A 15323-nucleotide genomic window follows, 5' to 3' on the forward strand; every position below is an offset into this window, starting at 1 on the left:
TTAATTCCTCCACAACAGATCCGATGGCTGATATAGAAATTCACACTCAAGCCCTGAAAATCCCCAATGGCTCGTTACAAATTGATGCATATCTAGCGGTCCCAAGCGAGCCCGGTCCCTACCCCGCCGTGATTGTCTGGCAGGAAATATTTGGCGTCAACGCCCATATTCGCAACGTCACCGAACGGATTGCACAGTTGGGATATGTTGCCATCGCCCCCGCCATCTATCAACGGCAGGCCCCAGGATTTGAAGTCGGCTACAGTCCTGAAGAAGTAGAGCTAGGACGACAATACAAGATCCAAACGACAGCCACAGAACTGCTCAGTGATGCCCAAGCCACAATTGACATGCTCCATACCCTTGAACAAGTCCAGAATGACTGCATCGCCTCCATTGGCTTTTGCTTTGGTGGCCACGTTGCCTATCTGGTGGCCACGCTGCCTGCAATTGCGGCTACAGCCGTCTTCTATGGCGCTGGCATCGCCACCCTAACACCAGGAGGCGGCCCTCCCACCCTGACTCGGACCCCAGAGATCAAAGGGACGCTATATGGCTTTTTTGGTAATCAAGACGTGCTGATCCCTAATCCAGAGGTCGATCAAATTCGTCAAGTGCTTCAAGAAGCTGGCGTTGAGCATCGGATCACTCAATACCCTGCCAGACATGGTTTTTTCTGCGACCAGCGCGACAGCTACCAGCCCACCGCAGCAGCTGATGCTTGGCAGCAGTTTCAAGAATTGCTGGCAGGAACCTTTGCAAATCGCTAGCTATCTGTCTCCAGTGAGAGCTGTTTGGCCCCTGTAGACTTGGCGCTGGAAGAACGGCGACGGCGGCGGCGTTTGGGATCAGCTTTAGGCACCTCTGTCTTAATTTCCTCGGCCCTGAGTTCCTCAACCACAGCTTCCTGCGTCGAGACTTCTGGGGATGTCGTATCTGACTCTGAGATCACAGCAGGCACCTCGGTCGCCGTCGCAGGGGCGACATCCGAGACCTTGATCGGGGGTGCGGGTGACTCTGACTTAGATCTGCGTCCTCGCCTAGGTTTAGACTCCGCTTGAGGCGTAGCCTCGGCCTCAGGCGTTGAATCGTCTGTTTTATCCTTCAAAGACACAACTTTGACCGGAGGTGTTTTCTCTTCACCAGGCAAACAAACATCAACGGTCACCGACTTCGGATTTTTAATGGTGCCGTCATACAGTGCCAAAGGTGAGATGCCCATGAACCCGTAGACAATCTGTTCCTCAGCGGTCATGGTGATGCTAATGAGCTCGGGGGGCGCTTCTTCCTGCTTTCTACTGGTCTCTGAACGGCTGGGTCGGGAGCGGTCAGGGCTAGTCTTCGTCGGCAATACGACGCCATTAGATTCAGCAGGCTTAGGCGGCTTTTTCTCAGATCCAGACCGCATCCGCGAAGAGGTGCGAGATAGACTATCGCCGAGTCTGGCCCGTCGCCGTCGTTTGCGAGTCCCCTGCTCCTGATAGCTAGGATGATTGGTTAAATCTAGCTCCTGTAAATTCTTAGAGGGGTCCAGCGATGGCGAGCCTACATCAGGAAGCGAAGGAGCCGCTCGCCGCGAGGAGCGTCGGGGGGCGGAGCGTTCAACGGATTCGCCCACTTCTTCTGGGTCAGAACCCGGTAAATGTGCAAGATGACCGAGTCCACCGCAGGTGGGGCAGGGCTGGCCAAACAGCTCATAGATGTTTTGTCCCTGCCGCTTGCGAGTCAGCTCAACAAGGCCAAGTTCAGAAAGCTGGGCAATCTGAGGGCGCGACTTGTCGGGTTTAATGGCTTTATTGAAGTGCTCCAGCACCTGGAGCTGATCTCGGCGCGAGTCCATATCAATGAAGTCAATGATAATCACCCCGGCGATGTTACGCAGCCGTAACTGACGGGCAATCTCGGTGGCGGCTTCACAATTAGTCCACAGCACGGTTTCTCGGGCGGTGGCCGACCGCGTGAAGGAGCCAGAGTTGACGTCTACCACCGTTAGCGCTTCGGTGCGTTCAATGATGATGTAACCACCGGAGGGTAAATCAACCCTCGGCTTAAGGGCTTCGCGAATGGCAGCGTTGACGCGGAAGTACTCCAGAATGGACGCTGCTTCGTGATGCTGGTCAACGAGTACCCCCTGGGGCAACCGACTTTCATTCCAGGACATCAGGTGCTGTTTAACGCGCTTGAGGCCGGGACTCGAATCAATCACGATCCGGTTAACGTCATCGCTGTAAACGTCTCTCAACACCCGCTGGACGAAATCGTCATCTCGATCTAGCAATGAAGGAGCGCGGGAAGAACTAGCCTGCTGCTGCACAGATTCCCATTGCTTCTGCAGCATTTCTAGATCTTCGATGATCGCGTCTTCAGGCACATCTTCGGCTTCGGTCCGCACCAATAGGCCCATACCGGCAGGCTTCACTAAAATACCGAGGGCGCGTAGTCGATTACGCTCTTCTTCATTGCGAATCCGGCGCGAGAGGTTAACGCCTCGGCCTGAGGGCATTAAGACGAGATACCGTCCTGGCAGTGAGAGGTTCCCCGTTAGACGCGGTCCTTTATTGCCGGTGGGCTCTTTCATCACCTGCACCAGCACTTTTTGCTGAGGCGTCAGTAGCTCGGTAATTGCGCCAGCAGAGCGCTTCAGACGTACCGGTCCGAGGTCACTCACGTGGATAAAACCGTTCTTTTCGGTGTCGCCTAGGTTGACGAAGGCGGCATCAATACCGGGCAAGACATTCTCAACGACCCCGAGATAGATATCACCGACTTGGTGGCTGCCGGTGGCCACAATAATTTCTTGAATTTGGTCTTCTGAAAATACAGCAGCAATTCGATGCTGTTCGGCAATGATGATTTGCTTGGACATTCAATTTCCTCGAAAGCTGCCAGCCCTCAGACCTAGGATTCATCCGAGGCACGGTTGGGGCTGACGTGACAAATTTGAGAGTAGAGAAAGGCGATTTACCGTGAACCCTAGAGGTTGCTCGAAGGCTATTTCTAATAAATTCATTAAGTTGTAAGAAGCCTTGGAATTGCTTGAGAGATCGTTCATTTCAAGCACTGCATCTGATACGCTAGCAAGCCATTGAAATGCAAATTTTCAACAACGGCATTCACTGCATGATGCAAGCTTAAGTCTAGCATCTTAGACAGAAAAGCTGACGCGCTTGCCAGAAGTCAACCGATTAGAGCGTCCGTGGGGGCTAACTCAGGTTCTAACTTCTACGAACAGTCTGCAAGAGCTTTAGTTGCCAAGCATTATAGCGTGGAGTTGTCCCCCTCAATGCTGAGTTTTAGATAAAGTTTGTGGAGTGCAGTATCGGCAAGGTGAAAACGCACAGCAGTAGAGCTTCGGTCCATTCGACGATGGCACCATAGACGTCGCCGGTCATGCCGCTTAATTGCTGATTGAACCATAGTCCAGTACCGGCAGAGATGAGTGCTGCGGCAATGAGCGTTAGACCGGCTTCCAGCGGCGTGTCTATTAAGGCGTGAAAGCTAGCAAGTCCAGTCAGGATCATGAGGCCAGGAATAAAATCCCAGGGCAGTTGGAGATGTTGTCGATGAAAAGCGCCTTTGCCCTCTGGCTTGAGGTAGGGGTAAGTTGCGATCGCAACCATTTGTCCCCATCGCCCCCAAGCGGCAGCCAACATCAACACCAGAGGTCGGTATACAGGGACCGCGCTGAGCGCACAGACCTTAAGCGACAGAATGATCACCGCCACCATGACGCCAAAGGCACCGCTGCGACTATCGGCCATCACCTCTAACCGACGATCTGGCTGCATGACCGCCAAACCATCAGCAGTATCCATCGCGCCGTCTAAGTGAAGGCCACCCGTGAGGCCCACCCAAAGTGCCACAATCAAGGCACTGCGAGGTAGCAAAGGCATCTGCAGCAGTCCGAGGCCAAAATCCGCTAACCCCAACAACGCACCCAGCACTAAGCCAATGCCTGTAGCCCATCGGGCAATGCGAGTGAACTGCAGCGGTAGCTTAGCCGGTAGCGGCAGGCAGGTATAGAAAACCCACGCACCCCCCACTTGCTGAAAGGCGGCGGTTAGACTTGCCCTAAGTTCCATTGATCAGCAAATCGCCTCTAGCTAGAGGCTACGCCAGAACTACGGCGCTTAATCGGACTAGGGGGAGGCGTCTTCTTCACTGGCTTCGGTGAGTTGAGAGCGTCCAGCTTCTCACCCACAGCCGGATAGCGATCAAAGGCCATCTGTAGAGCCGCCGCCGCCACCGCACTCGTGTCGTACTCTTCACCCAATTGAGAAACCAGTGGCAGGAAGGAAGCTAATCTTTCCCCAGTCAAAATGCCGTGAATCTCTTCAGTGAGCTGTTCAATGCGCTGAGCTTCGATTTGCGATCGCGTCGGCGTCGGCAGAACCGGAATCGTCTGATTGACGTGCTTCTCAATCCCACGCAACTTCCAAAGATCAAGCGGGTGAATTAAAGAAATAGCGGTTCCTTCGTTTCCGGCTCGGCCAGTGCGGCCAATGCGATGCACATAGCTCTCAGGGCTATCAGGCAAATCATAGTTAATCACGTGAGTTAAATCGTCAACGTGAATTCCACGAGCAGCAATATCGGTAGCGACAACCCAACGAATCTGGCCCTGACGGAATCGGCCGAGCAGGCGCTCTCTCTGCCCCTGGCTCAAGTCGCCATGATACTCATCGGCACTGTAGCCTGCCCCCTGAAGCTGCTGAGTTAGATTGGCTGCATCTCGACGGGTGCGAACAAAGATAATCGCAGAGGCTGGGTTCTCTAGCTCTAAGACCGCCTGCAAAACAGTCGGACGCGCCCAAACCCGAGGAATCTTATAGGCAATTTGATTGATGCGAGAGGGTGCAGCCTTAGGCTGCTCCACCGTGATCGTGACCGGATCGTTTAGGAACTGCTTCGTGAGCTTGTAGATCTCTGGCGGCATCGTCGCTGAGAAGAACGCCGTCTGTCGCTCCTTCGGAATTTGCTTCAGGATCTTACGAACATCAGGGATAAATCCCATATTCAGCATCTCATCAGCTTCGTCGAGGACAAACCACTGGACCTGAGCCAAAGAGAGTTCGCCACGACTGAGCAGGTCTAACATCCGTCCCGGAGTACCGACCACCACTTGAACACCGCGACGAAGCTGAGAAATCTGGCGATCAATAGCTTGTCCACCGTAGATAGCAAGCACCCTGAGGTCGCGATCGCTTTTAAAAGAATGAATAGCTTGGCGCACCTGAACCGCGAGTTCTCGAGTGGGCGTCAAAATTAAAGCCTGAATCGCACCCGATGCTGGATCGACACGCTCTAAAATCGGCAAAGCAAAAGCTGCAGTTTTACCGGTACCGGTCTGAGCCTGACCAACCATATCCTTCCCTTCCAGCAACAGGGGAATGGTTTGCGCCTGAATCGGGGTCGGCTCTTTAAAGTCTAAAGCCTCAAGACACTCGACACGATGCTGCGAAAGACCGAGCTGGCTAAACGAATGGGTCATGCAATCTCCTATGGTTATCCATTAGGCGATGCCACTCGCCCATCTCTATCTTGCAATAAAATGTTACAAAAAGCGATATCCCTTAAGGATTATTACAGAGATGGCCGTGGAGATCGTAGGCATCCGCTGCGACAATCTCAACAGGGACAAGGCTTCCAAGGCGTACCGCCTGATTTTGGGATCCGCCTTCCTGGGGGTGAATATAGACGAGGCCATCCACATCGGCAGCAAATCGAGACGATCTCCCAATTAGTTTTCCCGTTCCAGGGTGCTCTTGCTCCACTAGCACATTGACAATCTGCCCCACCTGCTGAAGGTTTCGCTCTAAAGAGATCGGCTGCTGAATCTGCATGATGCGATCGCGGCGAGCATCCATGATCTCCTGCGGCAGCTGGTTCGGCAGGTCATGGGCCGCAGTGCCCTCCTCCGGGGAAAAAGTGAACACACCCACATGGTCAAACTGGTGGCGCTGGACAAACTCACACAGATGCTCAAAGTGGGCCTCCGTCTCGCCAGGAAATCCCACAATAAAAGTTGTTCTTAAGACAGCATCTGGGAGCGCAGCTTTGAGGCGTTCAATAATCTTGTCGTTTACCTGACCTTGCCAAGGGCGATTCATCGATCGCAGAACTTCAGGATGAGAGTGCTGCAGCGGCAGGTCAAGATAGGGCAGCACGTTACCTGTTTCTTGAATGGCTTCCAGGACTGCCGGGGTGAGCCCCGTCGGATAGGCATAGTGCATCCGAATCCACGACACATCGACTTTGCCTAACGCCCGCAGCAGCTCGGCTAAATGAGGCTTGCCATAGATATCTAAGCCATAGTTGGTCGTGATTTGAGAGATCAGACTCAATTCCTGGACGCCTTGAGCTGCAAGCTGTTCTGCTTCCGCCACAATTGATTCAATAGACCGAGACCGCTGCTTGCCGCGCAGGTGAGGAATAATGCAAAATGCGCAGCTATAGTCGCAGCCTTCAGCAATCCGTAGGTAGGCCATCCCTTCGGTGGTCGTGCGATAGCGGGGGACTGTTTCGTCCGCAATATAGGTTGGCTCAGGCGTGACTTCCGTAACGCGATTCCCCTGTTCAACCTGTTCAATTACATCCACAATTTTGTGATAGTCGCCCGTTCCCACTAGGGCCACGGCTTCGGGCAATTCTTCAAGCAATTCTTCTTGAAAGTGCTGAGCCATACAGCCCGTGATCACAATTTTCTTATCGGCCTCGGCCAGTTCCACTAAGGTGCGGACCGATTCTTGCCGCGCTTCTTGAATGAAGCTGCAGGTATTGACGATCACGTAGTCAGCCATAGCTTCATCGCTATCAACGCCATAGCCTGCCTCCACTAGAAGCCCCAGCATATGCTCGGTATCAACGCGATTTTTTTCACAGCCCAGATGGGTAACTGCAATCGTAGATTTATCGGCCATAGAAATTAAGACAAAGCTTTGAAGTTTCCCTAGGTCATCCTAGCCTATTGAAGTCGGACAGATTTCCAGACCCCAGATTGGCCAGAAGGTGATGATTTATGCACCCATAAGATATCTTCAATGATTAATCCAGTATCCTTTACCCCATAAGCGTCACGAGCATTTCTCTATCAATTTCATCACCAACATTTTGGCTCTCAGATATCTTCACAAGTTCCTCAAGGTTCTAGCTTAGGGTGCTGTTAGTGTCAGGCGGATAACTCTGAAAACGCTAGCGCAGAGTCCCTAACCTTTGTTCAGACACCTACGGGGTAAACATTAAAGTCGTTCAACTTTGCAATTAAATCTTTCAACTCAGCATCTATTGCGAACAAGGAACTGGGGTCCGAGGCCGTTTTATAGCTTGCTGTGATGGTTCGTAATCAACCCCACCTGTCAGAGAAAGAAACCAGCACACCATCACGGAACGAAGCAAAATCGATGTCTACTAAGCAGATATTAGTGATCGATAACGAATGCTATATCCAGGAAATTATCCAAATTGCCCTCGAAACAATTAGCGGATGGCAGGTGTTCACAGCCGGTTCTGGACGCGAGGGACTAGCAATGGCGGAGCAAAGCCAACCCGATGCAATCCTGCTGGACGTAATGATGCCCGACATGGATGGCCTGACCACCTTTGCCAAACTACAGGAGAACAATAAAACTCAAGCCATTCCCGTCATTCTATTGACTGCTAAGGTACAGGCAGCCGATCAACAACGGTATCGAGACCTGGGTGTAAAAGCGACTCTATCCAAGCCCTTCGACCCCCTGCAGCTACCCACTCAGATCTCAGATGTACTAGGTTGGGCCACATAAAACTATTTGCTATTGAAGTGTTCCTACTTCTTATTTGCTTTTCAAAGCAGTGTCTTTGTGCAGACTAGAATAAGCCTCAACAACTCGTTCTAGCAGCCTAATCGACGGTGCATGACGCCAAGAGAATCGACAACTTTCACAAACCTGCATCCGATTGCTACAAATGATCTGACTGGGAGCATCCCACTTCGGTATCTGACGATTAAAATCGCAGCTAGAAAAACCAAAATTGCCTGCGCAGGTTAAAGACAATGCGTGAGTCCGCGTAGGCGGCTCCCTTCTATGTAGTCGCGATTTCAATCGCCCGGCGTTTCTGCAAAAATGGGGTGCTCTCCATCTGACTTACATGCATAATACGGCTGATCCGTTGCTAGAGAATGACTCATAAAATGTAGAACCTAAGTCAAGAGGAGCTGCTGTCGAAGAGTATTGCCAGGATAGTGACAACCCTGTAGAAGGGGTTCATGAAGACATTTTTTTTGACGGTGACATCTTTTTTTCAGAACTCCGGCAAGCCAATTAAATCATAGTCAAATCATGGGGAAGAACAAGATCAAAAGCATAAATTCTCTAGAAATTTTGAATCTACATTAGTAGCCAAGTATTACAGCGGCCCATTCTTTATCAGCCTTTATGGTAAGAGTCACCTTTACTGTTTTGGCTATAATTTATCTTCTGCCTTGCTTTATCCACCTTGAGATCCCGTGCCATAACCTCCATTCCGTTAAGGGCTAAGATAGCGGCCTCTTCCTCGCTAGCCGTTTCCATCTCTACAAAGGCGAAGCCTCTATGACGGCCGGTATCGCGATGGGTGGGAATATTGACTTGTTTAACGGTGCCATATGCTGAAAAAACGTTGCTGATGTCTGCCTCAGCCATGTCGAAAGACAGATTACCAACATAAATTGACATCGTAGTTACTCCTAGAGAAAGGGCAGTTATAAGCGATATTTACAATGTGATAAGTCAAGGGAAATATACTTAAACCCGATTTCATACTTTGCGATCGAGATGTAGTTAATTTTCGCTCTAAGATATCAAGGGAATGCATCTATCGACTTAGGGCACGGGATTTTTCAGTTTCTATCTTGAACCTATAATTCATTTGTGAGGAAATTGTGAGGATAGAGAAATAGCGTTAACGTCTTCAGTCCAATAAAGAGATGAGACTTCTTTTGTGATTCTGTTCTATACGCTCAACTCTCTCGATAGAAATCTTGAGTTGGTTTCTCGAAGGGACTCAGGATACTCTCACAGCTTTCACACATTGATCAATTAATCTCTTACATAGCAGGCGAAAGACTTGAATGCTGAAGTGAAGCACGGCAACAACGTAATCGATGAAACGGAGCAGGCCGTCATGCCACCTCAATTGAGTACAGAAATTGAACGTCCCAAGACTTTAACGCTGAACAGGAGGGACCTGTATTGCTATACCAACGATACGAAACAGATTCAGATTATACGAATAGCCAGAGTCTCTGATAATTTCTTGGAGCGGACTGTCTTGCCCAATTGTCAGATCTTGTTTGCAGCAACGGCCGATGCTGAACTTGAAGTCTATACCTACGATGTTGCAACAGCGATTTTAACGGAACGAATTACTTGCGATCGCTTGATTACCCGTCAGCCTCTCAATGCTTCAAGATAGAGGGCTGAGTTCTGCCGAGTTGACTCGATCAGGGGTTCGTTAAACTCGAAAAATCTCAAACTCGTCTTCTGGCCGCCCCACCCCTAAGGATCGCTCCCCTTCAAAGGCATCAGCCGCACCGCTGGCAAAGTTAGCCACCGTGCCCAAAATAGGTAGACGAGAGCTACTAAGAGACTTAAGGGCCTTGAGTACCAGTGAGTGCTGCGTTCGACCAATCCCCACAACCAGCAATAGGCCGTCAGCCTGCCAGCTCAGATACTGAGCATCCGTGTAATCCAAAAGGTGAGCCGTATCATAGACAACCAGATCAAACATATTCTGGAACTGGCCCATTAAATACTGCATTTGAGCTGAAGCCAGTAGCTGACTGGCCCCAGCCAGGGACTGACCTGAAGACAGAATAAACAAGTTAGCGTGATGGGGCGATCGCTGGATGTACTGGGTCGGGTCGAGCTTCTTGTGCAGGATTTCACTCAACCCCTCAAAATTCGGTACCCCTAAATAGCTATGGAGCTGAGGCATGGCCATATTAGCATCCACTAGCAGCACCCGCTGCCCCGTGCTGGCGGCGACCTGCGAAAGATGCATAGCAGCCGTCGTTTTGCCATCGCGTGACGTGACGGAGCTCACCACTAACGACTGAATCGGCATCTCAGAGTTTAAGAACTTCAGCTTCGCATACAGAGCTTCGGCTGCGCGTCTGAGCATCTGTTGAGACTGTTTAGGGCTATGCAGATCGCCAATCTCATGGGTCTCTAGAACTGAGGCTGTCTCACTAAAGGGCAAAGCCCCTAATAAAGGTAGTTGAGTCTCATCTCTTAAATCTGCAGTGCTGTGAAAGACATTCTGTCGCTTCTCTCGGAGCAGCGACAGCCCTATCCCCAGCAACAGACCGCCTAAGACGCCCAGCGCTAACTTGGCGGGTCGGCTTTGCCCTAGCGAGACAGGATCACCGTTCTGATCGCGACGAATCCCTGGGCTAACGGCAAGCTGCCAGGGAATCTGCTGCTGAGCATCTTCGACCTTGAGATTTTCTTGGTTTTCGAGCAGCTGATTGAGTGATTTGGTTGCACCCCCCAACTCACGCTGGATCTCGTTATACCGACGCTGAATGGCAGGAAACTGCTGCAGCTTTCTGTCCACGGCCTCAGAGGCCTGCTGAGCAGCTTGACTCTGGACTTCTAGCACCTGGATATCATTTAGGGTTTCGACGAGTTGCTGGCTGAGACCTCGCTGTAGTGAGCCTTGAAAATTGGGTACGTTGCTGGCGCTGCCGTTCCCAGCCAAATTTTGGCTCGCTAGGTTGCGTGTCTCTTGACTTAGAAGGGTCTTTAGGTTGGCTTGCTTGGCCCTGAGGTCCTGCATTAGGGGGTTGTCATCGGTCAACGTGGCAGCCTGGGCTGCAATTTCAGTTTCAACCTGCTTCAGCTCCCCGATCAGTTGCTGATATCGAGGGTTCTCCGTGAGTGAAGAGGCCGCAATTGCTTCGCTAGGGGCTAGCCCTAGTTGTCCTTGTAGGTTGGCATACAGCGATTTTTGGGCCTGCAGCCTCCGCCGTACATCGAGCCGTTGAGACTCTAAGTCTCTTGCCTGCTGGGCTAACCCAGCACCCTCCGTATCAGGATTGGTGATTCGGTACTTTTGCTGTAGTTCCTGTAGCTGCTTTTCAAGGTTGGCAACGTTCTGACGGGCTTCAGGTAACTTTTTAGAGATGAAGGAAATCCCTTCGCCCAGATAGGTTTGTCGCTCCTCCTTACTATATTGAATATAGCCACTCGCCAGCTGCTCAAGGACAAAGTTTATCTGCTGAAGATCTGGATCTTGATAGGTGACGCCAATCAGTTTCGTTTTACCTGAGGAATCTTCAACCCGCTTAACGTTGAGGGTACCCGTAAGGCGGTTATGGTCAAGGTCGGCATAACGGGCCTGAATTTTGCCAATAATTTTGTTCAAGACGGTGGGGCTTTTGAGCAATCGAATCAGAGTAGCGTAGTCGGTCTCTGCTGATCCTGGCTGACTTTGCGGTGAAGAGGCAGCGGAATTCGTCAGCCGTCCTTCTGCGCTTAATGGCTCCACCAAAAGCTGAAACTCTCCCTCATACTGACGAGGCTGGCGCCAAACCAAGTAAAAGACTAAGCCAGAAATGCCCAAGGTTGTCGCTAAAATCAAGAGGAGGTTCCGGCGCAGAAAACGCGAGACGGCCCCCACTCGCAGACCTTTTTTCGATGCCCCTTTGAAAGGAGCCATATGCTTGAAGGCTAGATCTTCTGATTGCTCATAAGCTGTAAGAAGGGACACGGTTGTCTCGTCGGGGTCAGTTCTCATGGAGACCTCTCAATTTACAGTCCTTCTTGAATCAGCGATTTCCATGCTCCACATGTACCAGAAGCATCTTCCCTAGACCCCCTCATTCTAGGAAAAGTTTGCTCACTCTATCTTTCTCAAGTTCAGGAACTGATTGCATAGATAGCATGATTTACGACGAGAGGTCTATGGAATCGGTTTCCAAGTCTCTTGTCTTGTGGGGGGTGAGGTGATGCAAAGTGATATTTGACTGCCAGATCTGCGGTCCCATCAATCATGACACGGACATCTCTCACTCGCCATCTGCTGTTTGGAACAGTCACCAACACTTCCGGCGATTAGAGGGAGTCACTACAGTCAACAAGGTGGGGCTGAGTGGGTCGGATTGTTTCTCGCTCAAGGTCAACGGCCCAAGCCTGCAGAACCTGATTGGTCTGATCTTTCATCACGGCAAAAACCGGCTGCTTGCGCTTTCGAGTATGTCTACAGGTCGCACTGATGCTCTGCTGATCATTATTGAGGCGCGCTAAGGTCCGAATCTGAACAACTTTCCAGATGGCTTTTTTCTCAGGGGTATAACCCACTAAACGCTGCAGCAAAAGGTAGGAGGCTTCGTTGCGATCGCAAATCACTCCCCCATACTCAACAGCCTGAGTTTTACCCAAGAGCGCATCACTGTAGCCCGGACAGAGTCCCGTTGGCAGCTCAACATATTCTTGCCCCTCCAGCTGCAGAACATCCTGAGCAACCCTAGAAACCCTGCAGCCTAAAGCTGCCTGCCCTAAGACAAAGGAGCCGAGACAAACAGAAGCTGCAACAGAAGGAATCCACAACAGAGGCCGCCTAGGAAACACGGTCATCATCCTGCTTGCCCCTCTGATAATGACAGGCTCAGATCATCATTGATTTTGAACTGAAACAATACGCTTACAGGCTCCTGCACTCGACACCATTTTTGCCACAGTTGACCAAAGCCCAATGCAGCCCTACGGATTCTAGCAAAAACCCTCAACTTCCAGGAACCCAAATACTACGTATTATTACGCAGGCATAAATAGCTACATCAATACTGGCATAAATAAAAACAATTATCTGCATAGATAAAAACATCTTTTAATCTATTTTGTTTTACATAGAATGGATAAATTTATAATTTTTCTGCGGACAGGAAAGAAAAAACTTTCTGCCCTGCAACCCTTACTGAAAGAAGGATAGAGAAATCCATTCTTGGCGAAAAATTATCTAGGGCACGAAAAAATGTCTTTTCTCAGTATTGTTAACTACAGCAGAAAGAGCTTCTAAATCCGGAGATCGTTTTATATTACTCTGCGGGTATAATAGGAGTATGAGGCACGAACCAATTAGACTCAATCGCGATTCTAAAGATGCCTAAACATAATTTTTGACATCGCTTCCCCAGCTCAAAGATGACGTCGGATTGCCGAATACCGCTGTGTTCTCTTACTGAGAGGACCTGCGGAACACCCTGCACTATTTTTAGCAACCTAGGAGACTCTTGTGTTGACCAAGTCCTCCCGAACTCGGGAAAAACTTCGTATCGGGGAAGTGCTGATGCAGCAGGGCCTGATCAATCAGGCTCAACTGACTGCAGCTCTAGCTGAGCAAAAGCATAGCGGCACTCAGCTAGGAGAAATCTTGGTCAGTCACGGTTGGGTTAATCGAACACAGCTTCGACAGGCACTCAATGAGCAGCGTTGGAGAAACCTAATTGCAACAGTACTGCTCTCCACAACAACTTTGCTTCCTAGCGCAACTCAGCTGGTTACAAACACTCCTGTGGTCGCTCATAGCAGTCCGATTGAACAGGACGACATCTTGCAATTTCGGAATGATAGACCGGAGCGACTGCCTAAAAAGATGAATCCAGTCGCGGCAAACTATGAGCATGACACAAGCTATATGAGCCTCATAGATACAGGAGGCGCTGAAACTGCATCAGCCAGTCAGGCAAAGCCTGCTACCGAAAGTGTCCTTGCACAGCAACCGCTCCAAGACAATCCAACCGTTTCATCTCCCCTTCAGGGCTTCTGCCATCCTTTAAACGGTCAAGGCTGGCTGAGTCAGGGAATTCGCGGCCGGACCCATCAAGGCCGCATGGAGTATGCCTACGATTTAGCAGCTGACATTGGCACACCTGTTTATGCAATGCGTCCAGGTCGAGTGATTGCAGTTCAGGACAAGTACCCTGATACCGGGGGGGGCAAAGAGAATATTGCGAAGTTCAATTACGTTTGGGTTGAGCATGACGGTGGGTATCGATCTGCCTATATTCATCTACAGCAAGGATTTGTTGGCAGCATCGGCATCAAAGCCGGAGACTGGGTCGAAGCCGGTCAACTGATCGGCTACAGCGGCAACTCAGGATGGAGCACCGGCCCCCATCTACACCTAGAAGTGCAAAGGCCAGGAAGAAATACGCGCCAGTTTACCAAGACGGCTCCCTTTGCTATTGCTGGCACCTGTGACAACGGTCAACTAGCTCGCAAATAGAACGGCCAGAACACCTCACACATATAGGCTACGAGAAAGTTCCTGCACCTCTGCAGCCAGAATTCTTACAGAAGTAGGCTCTATTTCTGAGATCGTAGAGAGATCGCATTTTTTGAGAGTTTCTCGTCGTCCACCTACTTCCTTAACTACATGACCTGAAATTAAAATGCCAGAACCGACCAGTGCCTCTAGCCCCCACCTTGATTCCCGCACCCAGTGGGTTTCAATTTTTTCCTTGCGATTGGCAGGCTACGTCTTGCTGGCACTCTCAGCTTTTGACGTGGCAACGATTATGTTCCCGCCAGATTTCTTCAACCCGCAATGGGAATTTTATACGCTGGGAAAACTGGTGGATAAGGTTCCGGTTCCTTTGATCGGTCTCGCTTTAGTTTTCTACGGTGGGTTGCGCTATCGTCGGCCTCTTGAAAAGCTCTGCCTGCGTCCCTTAGCTTTAATCGCCGTTATCGTCGGAGTTGGCTATTTACTCCTAATTCCACTCGGCATCTCTAACAGCATTCGCCTGCAGCATTTGAACCGGGCCCAACAATCTCTACAGCAGAATGAGCAAAAATCCCGCTATCGGCAACTAGAACAGCAGATTCAGAATGCTTCCCCCGATCGGGTGCTCCCCTTAGCCCGCCGCTGGAGATTGGTATCGGCAGAAGCAGATCAGGATGCGCCTGAGGACGTGAAGGCAAAGGCGCTCTCTCAGCTACAAAAGAACCAAACATTACAGCAGCAACAGAGTCTTGCCGCGGATAAAACGAAGCAACAGCAGCATCTCAAAAATTCGATAAAGTGGATTGTGGGCGCACTGCTGGCGGGTTCCTGTCTCATTTACTTGGGCATCGGCGCAAACAAGGCCTTTTTACTAGGACTCCAGTAGATTCTTCGCTCTTGATCGGTATCCAAATGCTTGAGATCGACTGCTATGGCAATAGTTGGCTAGGTTAGGACCTACATTCCGCAGGTAGTGTAAATTTCGGATAATGAAGCAGTGCAAGCTTCATAGAGTTTTTCCAGATGTCAGAACTTCAGGTCGAAACGTTGGACCATCTAGGCTTAGTAGCCGGTGT

General features: G+C 50.5%; 12 protein-coding genes. 5 read left to right on the forward strand and 7 right to left on the reverse strand.

Annotated features, from left to right (window positions below; translation table 11 throughout):
• The first annotated feature begins 23 nt into the window (after positions 1-23).
• Positions 24-770: a dienelactone hydrolase family protein gene (locus C1752_RS20410; RefSeq protein WP_110987902.1), complete on the forward strand. Its 747-nt coding sequence runs from the start codon at positions 24-26 to the stop codon at positions 768-770.
• Here C1752_RS20410 and rne read toward each other — a convergent pair.
• From rne to rimO, 4 genes are all read right to left on the reverse strand, one after another.
• Positions 767-2866 (reverse strand): ribonuclease E, encoded by a 2100-nt coding sequence (gene rne, locus C1752_RS20415; protein ID WP_110987903.1) that lies wholly within the window; start codon positions 2864-2866, stop codon positions 767-769. The two genes, C1752_RS20410 and rne, sit on opposite strands and share 4 nt — an antisense overlap.
• A gap of 427 nt (positions 2867-3293) precedes the next feature.
• A complete protein-coding gene (cobS, locus tag C1752_RS20420; RefSeq protein ID WP_110987904.1) occupies positions 3294-4082 on the reverse strand; it encodes an adenosylcobinamide-GDP ribazoletransferase in 789 nt (262 codons plus the stop codon).
• A 17-nt stretch (positions 4083-4099) separates the two neighbouring features.
• Positions 4100-5491, reverse strand: a complete 1392-nt coding sequence (locus C1752_RS20425) for a DEAD/DEAH box helicase (RefSeq protein ID WP_110987905.1) — start codon at positions 5489-5491, stop codon at positions 4100-4102.
• 82 nt (positions 5492-5573) lie between these two features.
• Positions 5574-6920: a 30S ribosomal protein S12 methylthiotransferase RimO gene (gene rimO, locus C1752_RS20430; protein ID WP_110987906.1), complete on the reverse strand. Its 1347-nt coding sequence runs from the start codon at positions 6918-6920 to the stop codon at positions 5574-5576.
• Positions 6921-7400: 480 nt separating this feature from the next.
• On the opposite strand from rimO, the gene C1752_RS20435 reads away from it, so the two are divergent.
• Positions 7401-7781, forward strand: a complete 381-nt coding sequence (locus C1752_RS20435) for a response regulator (protein WP_110987907.1) — start codon at positions 7401-7403, stop codon at positions 7779-7781.
• 624 nt (positions 7782-8405) lie between these two features.
• Here the strand turns inward: C1752_RS20435 and C1752_RS20440 are convergent.
• Positions 8406-8693: an RNA recognition motif domain-containing protein gene (locus C1752_RS20440; RefSeq protein WP_110987908.1), complete on the reverse strand. Its 288-nt coding sequence runs from the start codon at positions 8691-8693 to the stop codon at positions 8406-8408.
• A gap of 391 nt (positions 8694-9084) precedes the next feature.
• On the opposite strand from C1752_RS20440, the gene C1752_RS20445 reads away from it, so the two are divergent.
• Complete coding sequence (locus C1752_RS20445) at positions 9085-9432, forward strand: DUF1830 domain-containing protein (RefSeq protein ID WP_110987909.1); 348 nt, start codon at positions 9085-9087, stop codon at positions 9430-9432.
• Between the two features lie 39 nt (positions 9433-9471).
• Here C1752_RS20445 and C1752_RS20450 read toward each other — a convergent pair whose 3' ends face one another.
• Positions 9472-11757 carry a GumC family protein gene (locus C1752_RS20450; RefSeq protein WP_110987910.1) on the reverse strand — a complete coding sequence of 762 codons (2286 nt, stop codon included), beginning with the start codon at positions 11755-11757 and terminating at the stop codon, positions 9472-9474.
• A 317-nt stretch (positions 11758-12074) separates the two neighbouring features.
• Positions 12075-12596, reverse strand: a complete 522-nt coding sequence (locus tag C1752_RS20455; RefSeq protein WP_233501771.1) for a hypothetical protein — start codon at positions 12594-12596, stop codon at positions 12075-12077.
• Between the two features lie 658 nt (positions 12597-13254).
• Here C1752_RS20455 and C1752_RS20460 point away from each other — a divergent pair.
• Together C1752_RS20460 and hpsJ-A are read left to right on the forward strand one after the other, a co-directional pair.
• Positions 13255-14247 (forward strand): M23 family metallopeptidase, encoded by a 993-nt coding sequence (locus C1752_RS20460; protein ID WP_233501774.1) that lies wholly within the window; start codon positions 13255-13257, stop codon positions 14245-14247.
• Between the two features lie 166 nt (positions 14248-14413).
• Entirely contained in the window at positions 14414-15133 is a 720-nt protein-coding gene (hpsJ-A, locus tag C1752_RS20465; RefSeq protein WP_110987913.1) for an HpsJ-like protein, cyanoexosortase A-associated, read from the forward strand.
• Positions 15134-15323: the final 190 nt, after the last annotated feature.

The organism is Acaryochloris thomasi RCC1774, from assembly GCF_003231495.1.
Lineage (GTDB): Bacteria > Cyanobacteriota > Cyanobacteriia > Thermosynechococcales > Thermosynechococcaceae > RCC1774.

Bases quoted from the DNA above. Each gene is read 5' to 3' on its own strand.
- C1752_RS20410 (WP_110987902.1), top strand. From the start codon at position 24: ATGGCTGATATAGAAATTCACACTCAAGCCCTGAAAATCCCCAATGGC.
- rne (WP_110987903.1), bottom strand. From the start codon at position 2,866: ATGTCCAAGCAAATCATCATTGCCGAACAGCATCGAATTGCTGCTGTA.
- cobS (WP_110987904.1), bottom strand. From the start codon at position 4,082: ATGGAACTTAGGGCAAGTCTAACCGCCGCCTTTCAGCAAGTGGGGGGT.
- C1752_RS20425 (WP_110987905.1), bottom strand. From the start codon at position 5,491: ATGACCCATTCGTTTAGCCAGCTCGGTCTTTCGCAGCATCGTGTCGAG.
- rimO (WP_110987906.1), bottom strand. From the start codon at position 6,920: ATGGCCGATAAATCTACGATTGCAGTTACCCATCTGGGCTGTGAAAAA.
- C1752_RS20435 (WP_110987907.1), top strand. From the start codon at position 7,401: ATGTCTACTAAGCAGATATTAGTGATCGATAACGAATGCTATATCCAG.
- C1752_RS20440 (WP_110987908.1), bottom strand. From the start codon at position 8,693: ATGTCAATTTATGTTGGTAATCTGTCTTTCGACATGGCTGAGGCAGAC.
- C1752_RS20450 (WP_110987910.1), bottom strand. From the start codon at position 11,757: ATGAGAACTGACCCCGACGAGACAACCGTGTCCCTTCTTACAGCTTAT.
- C1752_RS20455 (WP_233501771.1), bottom strand. From the start codon at position 12,596: ATGACCGTGTTTCCTAGGCGGCCTCTGTTGTGGATTCCTTCTGTTGCA.
- hpsJ-A (WP_110987913.1), top strand. From the start codon at position 14,414: ATGCCAGAACCGACCAGTGCCTCTAGCCCCCACCTTGATTCCCGCACC.